14 protein-coding genes are annotated in these 12,179 nt (G+C 35.9%); 3 read left to right on the top strand and 11 right to left on the bottom strand.

The annotated features are described in order from the left end of the window. Position 1: 1 nt before the first annotated feature. Complete coding sequence (locus BQ5338_RS04940; protein WP_071145669.1) at positions 2 to 889, top strand: carbohydrate kinase family protein; 888 nt, start codon at positions 2 to 4, stop codon at positions 887 to 889. Position 890: 1 nt separating this feature from the next. Here BQ5338_RS04940 and BQ5338_RS04935 read toward each other — a convergent pair whose 3' ends face one another. Beyond that, positions 891 to 2,183, bottom strand: a complete 1,293-nt coding sequence (locus tag BQ5338_RS04935; protein ID WP_071145668.1) for a uracil-xanthine permease family protein — start codon at positions 2,181 to 2,183, stop codon at positions 891 to 893. Between the two features lie 207 nt (positions 2,184 to 2,390). On the opposite strand from BQ5338_RS04935, the gene BQ5338_RS04930 reads away from it, so the two are divergent. Continuing rightward, complete coding sequence (locus tag BQ5338_RS04930; protein ID WP_071145667.1) at positions 2,391 to 2,693, top strand: GNAT family N-acetyltransferase; 303 nt, start codon at positions 2,391 to 2,393, stop codon at positions 2,691 to 2,693. A 110-nt stretch (positions 2,694 to 2,803) separates the two neighbouring features. On the opposite strand, the gene BQ5338_RS04925 is transcribed toward BQ5338_RS04930, so the two are convergent. From BQ5338_RS04925 to BQ5338_RS04905, 5 genes are all read right to left on the bottom strand, one after another. Next, positions 2,804 to 3,304 (bottom strand): VOC family protein, encoded by a 501-nt coding sequence (locus BQ5338_RS04925; RefSeq protein ID WP_235816369.1) that lies wholly within the window; start codon positions 3,302 to 3,304, stop codon positions 2,804 to 2,806. Beyond that, a complete protein-coding gene (locus tag BQ5338_RS04920; protein ID WP_071145884.1) occupies positions 3,280 to 3,825 on the bottom strand; it encodes a GNAT family N-acetyltransferase in 546 nt (181 codons plus the stop codon). Before BQ5338_RS04920 ends, BQ5338_RS04925 begins: the two co-directional genes overlap by 25 nt. Positions 3,826 to 3,837: 12 nt before the next feature. Next, positions 3,838 to 4,491, bottom strand: coding sequence for an HAD family hydrolase (locus BQ5338_RS04915; RefSeq protein WP_071145666.1), 654 nt, complete (start codon positions 4,489 to 4,491; stop codon positions 3,838 to 3,840). A 362-nt stretch (positions 4,492 to 4,853) separates the two neighbouring features. Beyond that, the gene (locus tag BQ5338_RS04910; RefSeq protein ID WP_071145665.1) at positions 4,854 to 5,216 is read right to left on the bottom strand and encodes a hypothetical protein; all 363 of its coding nucleotides are present in this window, start codon (positions 5,214 to 5,216) and stop codon (positions 4,854 to 4,856) included. A gap of 277 nt (positions 5,217 to 5,493) precedes the next feature. Beyond that, complete coding sequence (locus BQ5338_RS04905) at positions 5,494 to 6,087, bottom strand: Crp/Fnr family transcriptional regulator (protein WP_071145664.1); 594 nt, start codon at positions 6,085 to 6,087, stop codon at positions 5,494 to 5,496. Between the two features lie 261 nt (positions 6,088 to 6,348). Between BQ5338_RS04905 and BQ5338_RS04900 the strand changes: the two genes are divergently transcribed. Beyond that, a complete protein-coding gene (locus BQ5338_RS04900; protein WP_139265180.1) occupies positions 6,349 to 6,753 on the top strand; it encodes a hypothetical protein in 405 nt (134 codons plus the stop codon). 209 nt (positions 6,754 to 6,962) lie between these two features. Here BQ5338_RS04900 and BQ5338_RS04895 read toward each other — a convergent pair whose 3' ends face one another. The 5 genes from BQ5338_RS04895 to tnpC all read right to left on the bottom strand — a co-directional run bounded on the left by BQ5338_RS04895 (position 6,963) and on the right by tnpC (position 12,134). Continuing rightward, the gene (locus tag BQ5338_RS04895) at positions 6,963 to 8,102 is read right to left on the bottom strand and encodes a StlD/DarB family beta-ketosynthase (protein ID WP_071145662.1); all 1,140 of its coding nucleotides are present in this window, start codon (positions 8,100 to 8,102) and stop codon (positions 6,963 to 6,965) included. Further along, positions 8,092 to 8,694 carry a TetR/AcrR family transcriptional regulator gene (locus BQ5338_RS04890; RefSeq protein WP_078063393.1) on the bottom strand — a complete coding sequence of 201 codons (603 nt, stop codon included), beginning with the start codon at positions 8,692 to 8,694 and terminating at the stop codon, positions 8,092 to 8,094. The genes BQ5338_RS04895 and BQ5338_RS04890 overlap by 11 nt, the downstream gene beginning before the upstream one ends. Positions 8,695 to 8,712: 18 nt before the next feature. Then, the gene (locus BQ5338_RS04885) at positions 8,713 to 9,120 is read right to left on the bottom strand and encodes a hypothetical protein (RefSeq protein WP_071145660.1); all 408 of its coding nucleotides are present in this window, start codon (positions 9,118 to 9,120) and stop codon (positions 8,713 to 8,715) included. 6 nt (positions 9,121 to 9,126) lie between these two features. Beyond that, positions 9,127 to 9,813, bottom strand: coding sequence for a hypothetical protein (locus tag BQ5338_RS04880; protein WP_139265179.1), 687 nt, complete (start codon positions 9,811 to 9,813; stop codon positions 9,127 to 9,129). A gap of 653 nt (positions 9,814 to 10,466) precedes the next feature. Continuing rightward, on the bottom strand, positions 10,467 to 12,134 hold the full coding sequence (gene tnpC, locus BQ5338_RS04875) for an IS66 family transposase (RefSeq protein WP_071145658.1): 1,668 nt from the start codon (positions 12,132 to 12,134) through the stop codon (positions 10,467 to 10,469). Between the last annotated feature and the right edge of the window lie 45 nt (positions 12,135 to 12,179).

The raw sequence follows: 12,179 nt of genomic DNA, 5'->3' as shown, positions 1-12,179 counted from the left end.
AATGAAAAATATGATTGTAGGTTTAGGAGAAGTTCTTTGGGATGTGCTTCCTGAAGGTAAGAAACTAGGTGGGGCACCAGCCAATTTTGCCTATCATGTATCACAGTTCGGCTTTGATACATGCACCGTGAGTGCTGTAGGAGATGATGAACTTGGAGCAGAAATTCTTGATGTTTTTGCTAAGAAAAAGCTAAATTGTTTACTTCCCTTGGTTGATCAGCCTACCGGTACCGTACAGGTACAACTGGATAAAGAAGGCATCCCTCGTTATGAAATAAAGGAGAATGTGGCTTGGGATAATATTCCTTTTTCTCCAGAGTTGGAAGAATTGGCCCGAAAAACTCAGGCGGTTTCATTTGGTTCATTGGCACAACGTAGTAAAGTGAGTCGTGAAACGATTAATCGCTTTTTGGATGCAATGTCTACCGAAAAAGATACTCTTAAGATTTTCGATATCAATTTGCGACAGAATTTTTATACGAAGCAAGTATTGGAAAATTCGTTTAAGAAGTGCAATGTACTGAAGATTAATGATGAAGAATTAGTCGCTATCAGTCGTCTGTTTGGATATCCGGGCGTGGACTTGGAAGATAAGTGCTGGATTCTGATAGCGAAATATAATCTTAAGATGTTGATTTTGACTTGCGGAACAAATGGAAGCTATGTCTTCACTCCGGGTTTGGTTTCTTTTCAGGAAACGCCAAAAGTAAAAGTCGCCGACACTGTTGGAGCAGGCGATTCTTTCTCGGCTGCTTTTTGCGCAGCATTGCTCAAAGGAGTCAATGTAGCCGAAGCACACAAATTAGCCGTTGAAGTTTCGGCTTATGTATGCACGCAAAACGGAGCGATGCCGGAAATACCGGAAGAATACAAGAATAGATTAATATAGATCATTCTTTCTTCTTGAAGACCAAATGTTCCATTAATAATACAGTTATAACGCCCATCACAAATCCGTTTGCCAAGAGTGGACGGAGAATGTGTGGGATGGAAGCTGTTACCTCCGAAGGCATAAAGGCCACTACCAATGCAATCATGATAGGAAAGGCAACAATCATACAGCTATTGAAATCCGGTAATGCCTGGTCTTGCGCCACCAACTGAAAAGCCGATGAAAGCTGTGTGGTCATAAGATACAGCAGGATTACCCCCATTACGGGTTTGGGAATGGCTGATAAGAAAGTGATTACGCTCGGAAAGAAGGCGCACAGAATGAGCCCTGCCGCTGCCGGAATAAGTGTGTAGCGAGATGCACAGCCCGTGGTCATGATAACTCCCGGGCTAAGTGAAAAGTCAACAGGACCGATTACTCCTGTTGCCCCCGAAAGTATATTCATAAGACCCGTGAGGCGAAGCCCGAGACGTGTTCTTTTCTCCATACCACTTACACCGATAGCGGTGCCAACTGACTGTACGGAGCCAAGCTCATTAATAAAAAGAGCAATGTAGCAGAACAAAAACGAAAGCATTATGCCGGGGTCAAAAGCTAGGCCGGGTATCAAGAAAGAACCGGTTGCACTACTTGCTGCGCTGTCTCCAACTGGCGTTAAGGAAGCATCTCCTATGATGATTATATAGAATAAAGAACCAATAATTAACCCCCATAATACGATGCTCGACTTCCAAATACCTCGCAACAATTTGTTTCCGAGTAACATCAGGAAAGTTAGGCACAAAGCGAAGCAGAGTGAAAAGAAAGGGTGCGCTTTATTCGCAAACAAAAGGTTGAGAATGGTCGGAGTCAGCGTAAAGGATATCAGAGCAAGAATGACAATAATGATTCTGACCGTAAATACTTTTTGAAGATACTTTATCCATCCACTGAAAGAGATGAACCACATGAAAGCTCCTCCACAGATTATGGCCGTGTATACTTCAGTTGCCTGAGAAGCCTGAGTAGAAATAACACCAATGAGTAAAACGGCAGCCGGACCGATCACCACAGGCATCTTATGGCCGAAGAGCACTTGCAAGACAAGGCCTACACCAGTCAGGGCAAAAAGCTTTTGAGTGTAAAAGGTGCGTTCGGCTACAGTCTCCAGTTGAAAGTTTCCTACCACCGCACTAAGTATCAATACGATAGGGATCGTTATCAGAAACCATTGCATTCCATACATTAGCATAGGCCATACACCGGGTTTATCATCATTCTTATATTTTAAGGGAGTGGGTTGAAAACTCATCTTTTTAAATTATTTAGTTAAACAATCGCGTTTGCGTCAGAAGCGCTGAAGTATCGAGAAACACAAAGATATTCTTTTTATGCAATAATAGAGATGAATTCCGCTAGCTAATCCTGCTATCTTTCTTTAATTATTAGCACACTCTCTGTCAGATTCATGAAATCTTTTTTCCGTCTTTGTTTGTTGTTTTATAAAAACAGAAAGATTATGGATATAGTGCATGATAAAGAAAAAGGGATTTTTGAAGTAACAGTTGACGGAGTGACTGCCCACCTCTCTTATGTAATCGTTGACGGAGCATTGGATGTTCGCCATACGATTGTTCCTGAAGAAATCGGTGGCAGAGGTATTGCATCCGCTCTAGTGAAATCGGCGTATGATTATGCTTTAGAGAATGATTACACCCCCATGGCTACTTGCTCTTATGCCGTTGTGTGGCTCGAAAGGCATCCTCAATATAAGGGCAAAACAGGCGCTGATTATGCTGGTGAGGGCACATGCGCGCTGTGATCTTCGATTAGAAAGACAGACGTAAGAGTTGCATGAAAGATTGTAGAGATGATTGGTAATCACTATTTGTGCTATTAACAAGATAAATATCGTCTTGTAAAATCCTAGCGTTAGGATATTACCCCTTTTGCTACCGACTCTACAAACTCAATTGGGTGCTGAATAATCTTTGCCGTTTCCTCTACTGAATAACCTTGTTTCAGATAACGTGCAGCAATTACAGCCATCGACTCGCCAATCTCTATAATGTGATAGTCCGGATCATAAATACGAACTACGCGCTGTTTCCATTCGTGCATTTTGGCTTGGTGAAGATAGTTGATATCTTCAAACGAGTTAAGTTTATCAATGAAGGCATCAAAATCGTCCACTTCAAAATACAGCTCCATATTGTGAGAACGTTCCTTGATGGAATCCTTTGGGAAGTCCGCTAACCAATCAAAATCCTGCTGAATGCAGAATCCTCCACTAAATGTAACATTTCGACCAAAGTCCATTGTTACCTTTTGCTCAAATAGTTCTTGATAAAACCGTTTGGAACGATTTACATCTTTTACTGCTAAAAGGGTACTTACGTATCGCATACTTATATCGTCTTTTGATTCTTCCATTCTTCGGCCGTTATGGAGAAACATTCCATGTCCATTATTGTACCGTCAAATCTTACTTCACATTGCCTAAGAGAGCCTTCATGATAGAAGCCGCATTTTTCAATTACTCGCCAAGATCGCCGATTATCGGGATAGCAAGTACAGCTAATCAAATCCAAAGCTAATTTGTTGAAGCCGTATGAAACTACAGCATTGGCGGCCTCTGTCATAAACCCCTTTCCCCAATGTTCTTCTGCCACTGCATATCCTATCATCATGGCTTTAGGGTTCTCACGACGTGGATCCGGCATCAGCCCGATAGTACCGATCAGTTTATTACACTCTTTAAGGACAATCCCAAATATATTTTCTTGTCCAATGAATATCTGTTTCATGATTACTCTGGTTTCCTCAATGCTTTCGTGAGGTTTCCATCCAGCCGTAATTCCAACATTAGGATTGCGACTATATTCATATATGTCTTCTGCATCCGACTCCTCAACGGTGCGAAGTACAAGTCGTGCAGTCTCAATATTTCCCATTTTCATCTCTTTTTAAATTAAAAGATTCCTATTAAACTCATCAAAATGTTTTATTATTGGTAGATCAAACGACTCGAAATTTTCGTTCGTAGATTTTACGATAATAACAGTTGCCACTTTGCTATTAATAGCCGCCTGTATCCCTGAATAAGAATCCTCGAAAATGATTGACTCCTCTTTATTCACCCCTAATCGATGAATTGCTTTTTCAAATATATCCGAATTAGGTTTCCCCTTTATTGAACCATCATCATAAATAATATTTTCCAGCTTAAAATAAGAGAGTAAATTAAACTTCTCGATGAAAAAATCTATATTCGTTTTCCCCGAAGCAGTCGCTATTCCCATAGGTATCTTTTCGGCTTTCAAATATTCTAAAAGAGATTTAGCTCCGGGGGCAAGTTCCATTTTGTGTTTAAGACATTCTTTTCTATAAAGGACCTCTTTCTCTTCAATAAGTTGATTCACTTCCGAATCATTCAACTTACGATTAAATAGAATTTCGAAAGTATCTTTTCCATTTCGTCCATGAATGTATTCTCTCTTCTGTAACTTAGTAAGTTTGATGTTTTGTATTTCTAGATATTCATCCCAGGAAGATTCTTGATATTCTGAATCCCAGAATAATGTTCCATTAAAATCAAAAATTACTCCACCTTTTTCCATAGAAAATCTTGTGTTTTTAATATTTATAGTCTCTATCTAACTAATAGTCTAATTTATCTCCAATTGTTTTTGCTTAATTTGTGAAGCAATAGATGTAAAGATAGAACTATAAATTCTATCTAAGAATAATTAATCGGTTGTTGTTTTTGCCATAATTCATATATAAAGATAGTATTAATTCTTCGAACGATCTTTATTTGGCATTGGTTTTTGGCTCTTTATTTTTTCTCTTTGTTTCTTCTTCTTTTCCAGCATAATCCCATTTTTGGATTTTGCGCATAAATAAGCAGGAAGAAAATTAACCGTATTCTCTTCCTGCTCTAATTAATTTTTAACTTAGGTTTATCTATTCCTATTTTCAGTTATCTTCTCTTAACTATAAGTATGACACTTACATTGCCTACTATCCAATAGTCTTTGAAACTATTGTACAGGCTTAATTTTTGAGCATTGTAATATAAATCAAAAAATGTTGTGCCCAAAAAATTAGATATGTAATCCCAAACCTCTTTTATTTGAGTCTGTTCTGTAATAGGATTTAATAAATAAACGGGGTATATCGCTCCTGAATCATTAAACCAGACGTTAATGTTACTTGAGTTAACGTTTGCATTGATATTCATATTTGTAGCGTTTGAATTGTCACGTTCATTTGCTTGAGCAAATGTCGTTGTTGCCCCAAATAGAATAATCGCTAAACTGAAGATTGCTCTTAATGTTTTCATTTTGATTTTAGTTTTAAATTAAACAATTTGTATTCTCATGAGATACAGCAAAGGTATAATTATATTTACTTTTCTATATGAACTTTGGTTAATAAGCCCTTTTTGGTAACTATTTATGAACCAGAGTTTATTTAATAAATTTGTGTTTATTGTTTTAATGTGTTTCTTTATCTTTCTGGAATTATAATGCGTTGTAATAATTTTATATATAGCTGCATATCTAATGCTCTCTTCTTATTGATAATGCCTTTTTTTATTTTATATAAGAATCGAGATGTTATTTTTGTTTGTCTTTTTGAATAAGTCTCTTCCTGATTCTACACAATGCTTGGGGCGTTATATTTAAATATGATGCTATATATTTTAGTGGTATTAATAAAAAAATATGGTTGTACCTTTTTCTGAATATTTTGTAACGTTCTTCTGGATTTATTCTTAATAAATATATTTCATATTTTAATTTATCGAATGTTATTCTATTTATATATGTTTCCAAAAGCTCATTTTGCTTTGATGTTTCATCTAGGATATTATATTGTATTGTTAAAATAGTGCAATCAGATATGGCTTGCAGCTGCTCTTCTCTATTTTCAGGATCGGTATGGAGAGATAAAATTTCATTTGAGAATGTGAAACGTAGAGTTTGATCTTCTAATTCTTCATAATTAGTAAAGTAGCGTACGATACCGTTGATTACTATGCAAAGCGTTTCATTAAGTAATTTATTGGGAATAATACTGCTTTTCTCATATTTAATGACTTTAGAAGATTTAAGTAATATCTCTAAGGTATCATCTTTGGGCGAAATTCCTATGGTATTAGATAAGTCTTGTATGCACTTTTTTGCGTTGTTAAGGTCTCCATTGTTCATATTAAGTTGTTGTTTTGCTTAACTGTCAAACAAATGTAATGTAAAAATTCTATTTTTTTTGAGTTATACGTACGAATAATTCATAAATATTCTCTGTGGTTGTAGTTTAATGAATTTGGGTTCATAAATCATTTGTATAGCTTATATACATGAATAATTTATATAAATAAATGTATCTATTCTGTATCTTTGTAGACTGTTTATTCTTTTTATTTATATAGATCATACTCGTGTTTTTATGTGTCAATAATTGTTTTTTTTATGAAGTTTACTCGAATGTTTTTTTTACTAATTACCGTATGCCTTTTATCGAATTGTGAAACAACCGATGAAACTGTTGATGGTAGTACAGCTACCTATTATTTGTGCAGAACACAATGGGAGAGCCTTTTTACTGACAATATTGGGGTGAAATGTAAACAAGAGTTTTCATTTAATAAAGATGGTACTGGCGTGGAGCTTTTTACTGCGTATAAACTTAGTCAGACGGAAACTAATGAGTATTCATTTAACTGGTCATGGGCTTCAGGATATTTTGATTCGATTATTATAACGTATAGTACGAATAATCGTGTTCTTTTTGATAATGTAAGGGTTGAGTATTCTGTATTAACTGGTTATCTTGATGGCAATTATGTTAATTTCTCATCAGATGGATTGCCTTGATTTCTTTGCTAAAGGGGATAAATAGAAATATTGCTTTATTTCAAAAATATAAATAGGCCTTACAAAGACAAATACAATTGAAACAGATAGTTATACCTGTTTCAATTGTTTCAGAATAATGTGTTTAATTAGAGACAATTTATTCTTTTGGAGTTTAATTAAAATAGCCGATTTAGATATTAGTTAGTATCGTTATTTTGGTGATGACTTCACGATACGGATAGTAAGGCGGTTCCATAACTAAATCTTCCACTCTCAGGAACCAATAAAAGTATTTTATCTCCTGTTTTCAAAGATTGGTTTCTCATGAATTCTTCGAGTGCAATGAATATAGAGGCTGATCCTATATTACCAACCGATGTTAGGTTAGTAAACCATTTCTCCTCTTTTAAATCTATATTTCGTTTCTCAATTTCTTCCAAAAGTTTGTGGTAAAAAAACATTGATGACACATGTGGTATTACATATTGAATATCAGTAGCAGGTATATTGTGTTTCGCCAAGCATTTCTCGATGTGATTTACCCAATAACTTATAATATACTGTTTTAGTAATTTTATATTTTGTTTGACTGCAAAGATTGATTTCTCTATTAATGCTGAATTTTCGAATGATTTCCAACTTATAACTTCGCCATCTTCTCTGAAATTCCCACCTAAAAGCATGCAAGTAGGTAGTTCATTGGCGAATGATTCCATGTCAATCCATTCGATTTTTAGAGATATATTGTTTTTATCTGGCTTGCTTCCTATTAAGCTGGCTCCGGCGCCATCACTTAGCATGAAACGTAGAAAATCTTTTTCAAAGCCATAATAGGGATTTTCACCAATATCGTGGCATTTTTCGTATTCAGTATCATAATGTTTTGAGAGTAGTGTTGCTGATACTGATTCAGAGGCACAGCATACGGCATTTTTTTTGTCTCCTAAACAAATTGATTGGTAAGCTATCTTTAAAGCTTGCAATGAAGTTAGACATACACCTGCAGTAGAAAATAATTCCATGCTTCCATTCTTTAGTAGTCCATGTACCATTGATGCATGAGAAGGTAAAATTTGATCTGGGATAGAAGTCGCAGTAGTTAAGAGTTCTATTTTATTCAATTCATTACTGGACTTGAATAGCCCTTTAATTGCATTTGCTGCCAGTTCAGCATTCGTGTGAGTAATGGTTTGTTGCTTTGTTAAGGCATAATAACGCGTTGCTATTCCATTTTGCCTTAGCACAATGTTTTTTACTCTAGAATGTTTTTCTTGAATTAATCCTAAAAAATCTTCCATTTCATCATTGTGTATAGGGTCGTTAGGAAGAAAAGTGCTTAGACAATTTATAAAAGCTTCATTTTTCATTTTTTATATCATTATAATAAGAATAGAATATTTTTTTTAGTTCATTTGTGTCTAGTCCTTTTAAAAGGCTTTGCTCAAAGGATAAGCCTGAATATGTGTATCTAAATTTTTGTGCAGTTACTTTTGTATCACAAGAAGCTTTGATTTCACCAACTTCTTTGGCTTTTTGTATTATGGTTTCCCATAGTATTAGCTCACTACTAAAAATATCTGTTATCTTTTTGTCAAATCCCGGGTAATATTGTAGTGCTTGGTATATTAAACTAAAATATGCTCGGTGTAAATTTTCAATTTCAAATGATAGTATTTTTTCCATAGTGTAATCAACTCTCTGTAGGTATTCAGCTATGAATTTCTTTAAAGTAGTAGATTTGATCTCTGAGAATTTGTAGTTAGTGGATTGCGTTTGCAGAATGAATTTGTCTATAACTGCTTGAAATATCTCTTCTTTGCTTTTTAGCTTATAAAATATAGCTCCACGCGTTAAACCTGTTTCCAACTCTAGCATTGAAGTTGAAACCTTTTCATAGTTATAAGTAAGAAACAGTTTAAAAGCTGGAACTAAGATACGGTCTAAATTATAATTTTTCACTGCAATATTTGTTTGTGTTTATTGTTTTTCTTTTTCATATTTTTCATATAAATCTTTGTAAGATTCGTTTAGTATTTCTTTCATGTTTTTAATACCTAATGAATCGATCCTTTTATTAGCATCTTTTAGATTCTCTATTAAGGTATCATAATAATGTTCTGGTATGCCAAGTTTTATAAATTCATCTTTGTTTAAAGGCATATACAGGTGATTGTTTACAACTTTCAAATTCGTTACGATTACTTTCGTTATTCGTTCTAGCTCTTTTCCTTCTTGCTTCATTCGAATACTATCAGGCAATTGGCGAATTTGCTTATTACTGTCTAAAGTTTGGATTATTTGGTTGGTAGTTGTTTTTTGATTTTGGCAAGAAGCAAATGCTGTAGCACAAATAATCCAAACTATATTAATGATTACTCTATTCATTCATTGTTAGTTGTATCCTACATAGTAAGCTGAGCCACCATTAGAATCAGTTGTGCTAAAATATACTCCAATACTTGTGTTGGAAGCAACAATTGGGACATAAACCGCTGTGTTGCTGGCTAATGTGCCTGTGGCAGTCTTGGCTCTCCAATTGTTTAATGATTTAGTTTTGCAAGTATATACAGGGACTAAAGCAGCATTTGTTCTACATACGAATTTTACCCCTTGCATGCCTGTTGGTGCCCATAATCCTGATTCTGCAAACTCTTGTCCGTTTGTACTTAATGTTCCAGATGGCATTGAAGAACGTGTGGAATTACTCCAAGGTATAGTTTCTTTCAAGGCTTTTTGAGGATCTGTTAGCTGCAATTCACTATTTGGAGTTTGTTGCACTTTTCTTATTATATTGTTTGTGGCTTGTATCTCTTTCAATGCTCCATTGTACCACGATTCCGAAATTCCAAGCTTTTCAGCCTCTTTCAGTGAGATGTTTAAGACATAAGTATCAGTTTTAAGTTCCAGATACTTAACGAGAACAGTATTTACTTCTGCTCTTGTTTTGTATACCTGACTGGGATTTTCCGTTTGATTAGAATCTGTGCTCAAGAAATCGTCGTCTTGTGAACAGGAGAACATCCCTAGGGCTATAAATAGTAGTACCCCGGCTGCAAATAAAGAATTTAGTTTCTTCATGGTTTTTCATTTTTAGTTATTTTAGTATGCAGGCCTAGCATAGTGGAATTATTTATCCCACGCATCAAAGTTATTTAATTATTATGATCATCATAATAATTAATGGTTATTTTTTGTTAAACGATTTATAGGGTTTTGGATAAGCTCTTTCTTGCTGTAGGAGAGTTGGATCTCGTATACACGTCAAATAAAAGTATGCTGAATGCCCAGGAGTATTAGAGTGTATTATGTTAGCACATAAAAAGATGAAGCTCATTCTTCAAATATCTGCTTTTAAGGGAGTATATATTGTCGATACGTTTTTTTCCAATATGTGACGCACTGCGGCACATATTGGAAAAGTCTAATAGAGCAAGCGAATAACTTAGAAAATAATCATATCCGCTAGCTGGACAAAATAATCGTTCGACCATATTTCCTAGTCAAAGAAGCCACTATGATAGAAGCCTGCCAAAGTTATTTGTTGCATCACTTCGTGCAGCGCATTGGTGTAATCATTATTGGTGTTAATCTGTAAGCCTTCGGTAAACTCCGTACTATAGATCTAATAAAACCTTGAGATTCAACTTAACAATTTTGTCTCAAGGTTTTCTATTATTTCATTGTTTTCGATGATTTGACAGATTTCATGGTTTTCAATGTTCTCAAGGATTTCAAAGTATTCCTGCTGATTTTAATCTGTCGGGTAACAACTCCGCTACATCCATCGTATAATCCGTGTCGTAATCATGGACGTGCTCTAGAAAATAAATCATCCAGCTGCGGAAGTCTACACTACTAGCTTTACAACAGCCCATAAAGCTATAAATAATAGCGGTACTTTCCGCAGTATCATCATTCTGACAAAATAAGTAGTTCTTCCTACCTATGGCTAGCGGCCTTACTGCATTTTCAATTCCATTATTATCAATATTATATCTTCCATCCAGATGATAGCGTGATAGTTTATTGAAACGCTTATAAGTATACAGGATTGCTTTTTCGATAGGGCTACCTTTAATAACTTTTGCATGTTCCACAACGAGCCATTTTTCAAATCTAACCATTATGGGATAAGCAAGACGTTTTCTAAGCACAACTGCATCTTCAAATGACAACTCCTGTTCCTTTATTTGTCGTTCAACCTCATAGAGAAGTTGGATTTGCTCCAAGGCACTTTCTGCTCGCTCCTTATCATTTTTGAGAGCCTCTGAAAATTTTCTTCTTGCATGTGCCCAACATGATAGTAAAATAACTCCTTTCTTTTCGTCCAACAACTCATATCGCTCATAACCGTCGGTTTGTAAGGCGCCTTGATATCCATGGAAAAGCTTGAGTACGACCTCTCCACTTCTGGAACCTTTGTCCCAATAGAAATACTGACGGCCTGACATGGGGTCTCGCACAAGCCAGATGTATCCTTTCACTGTCTTGTGTTTATCATTGCGTACTATAGGGAGTGTGGTTTCGTCACATTGTAAATAATCCGTTCCTTTCATTAATTCCCATAATCGGAAGTGTAGTGGCATGAGAAGATCGCTTACATCCTGGAACCATCCGAGTATGGTTGGCAGCGGTATTTTCATGCCTAGCCGTTCAAACTGTTTCTGCTGTCTATAGAATGGGATGTGGTCAACGTATTTATCGATCATTAGATCTGCAAGTAAGGATGCGGAAGCGTAGCTCTTTGCGATTGGTTTAACAGGGCAATCGGCTGTGACTATTGTACGGTCTGATTTGCGGATGGCTTTATGCCTATAGGTACGAAGTACGTAAAACTTAGTAGGCTCCTTCATCAACACTTCCGTATATAGTGGGTTTTCTTCATCTAATAAATCCCATTCTTCCGGATTGTATCCTTCAGGATATACGTGTTCAAACTTACGTTCCAGCTCTTCTGGGAGAGATTTGCGTACAGGAGCACCTTTTTCTTTTTCCATGCGTTTAATTCGGTGCTCTTTTGCGACTTTAATCTCCTCTTCAGCTTTTATCGCCGCCTCTTTTTCGCCGGGCAATAAAGGAAGACCTTCAAAAAGTTCCAACTGGCGTGCATCCGGATCGGGGTTGATGTATCGTTCTGCTTTGCCACCGTATAATTGGCGTTTCAAGTAAGCCACTTGCTTTTCTAACTGAGCAATACGGGTATCTTTTTTCTCAAGTAGCTCTTCTGTCTTATTGATAATGATATCTTTTGCTTCTAACTGTTCCTTATGGTCTTGTTTTACACTTTCGGGATCAGTGTTTATAGCAACTCTTAACCGAGAGTTCTCTCTAAACAATCGGTCTCTGTCTGCCATTAATTGGCGAATCAGCTCATCTTTATCAATAGTTCTGTCGGGCATTTCCTGTTCTTTATTATGATATAAATATACAAAGAATGGGTGAGA

Source organism: Bacteroides ihuae (assembly GCF_900104585.1).
In the GTDB taxonomy this organism is placed as follows: domain Bacteria; phylum Bacteroidota; class Bacteroidia; order Bacteroidales; family Bacteroidaceae; genus Bacteroides; species Bacteroides ihuae.
Note: the sequence above shows the minus strand (reverse complement) of the source record. Positions and strands in the feature narration are given on the sequence as shown.

Coding starts and splice junctions, on each gene's coding strand:
- BQ5338_RS04940 (WP_071145669.1), top strand. CDS start 2: ATGAAAAATATGATTGTAGGTTTAGGAGAAGTTCTTTGGGATGTGCTT.
- BQ5338_RS04935 (WP_071145668.1), bottom strand. CDS start 2,183: ATGAGTTTTCAACCCACTCCCTTAAAATATAAGAATGATGATAAACCC.
- BQ5338_RS04930 (WP_071145667.1), top strand. CDS start 2,391: ATGGATATAGTGCATGATAAAGAAAAAGGGATTTTTGAAGTAACAGTT.
- BQ5338_RS04925 (WP_235816369.1), bottom strand. CDS start 3,304: ATGGAAGAATCAAAAGACGATATAAGTATGCGATACGTAAGTACCCTT.
- BQ5338_RS04920 (WP_071145884.1), bottom strand. CDS start 3,825: ATGGGAAATATTGAGACTGCACGACTTGTACTTCGCACCGTTGAGGAG.
- BQ5338_RS04915 (WP_071145666.1), bottom strand. CDS start 4,491: ATGGAAAAAGGTGGAGTAATTTTTGATTTTAATGGAACATTATTCTGG.
- BQ5338_RS04910 (WP_071145665.1), bottom strand. CDS start 5,216: ATGAAAACATTAAGAGCAATCTTCAGTTTAGCGATTATTCTATTTGGG.
- BQ5338_RS04905 (WP_071145664.1), bottom strand. CDS start 6,087: ATGAACAATGGAGACCTTAACAACGCAAAAAAGTGCATACAAGACTTA.
- BQ5338_RS04900 (WP_139265180.1), top strand. CDS start 6,349: ATGAAGTTTACTCGAATGTTTTTTTTACTAATTACCGTATGCCTTTTA.
- BQ5338_RS04895 (WP_071145662.1), bottom strand. CDS start 8,102: ATGAAAAATGAAGCTTTTATAAATTGTCTAAGCACTTTTCTTCCTAAC.
- BQ5338_RS04885 (WP_071145660.1), bottom strand. CDS start 9,120: ATGAATAGAGTAATCATTAATATAGTTTGGATTATTTGTGCTACAGCA.
- BQ5338_RS04880 (WP_139265179.1), bottom strand. CDS start 9,813: ATGAAGAAACTAAATTCTTTATTTGCAGCCGGGGTACTACTATTTATA.
- tnpC (WP_071145658.1), bottom strand. CDS start 12,134: ATGCCCGACAGAACTATTGATAAAGATGAGCTGATTCGCCAATTAATG.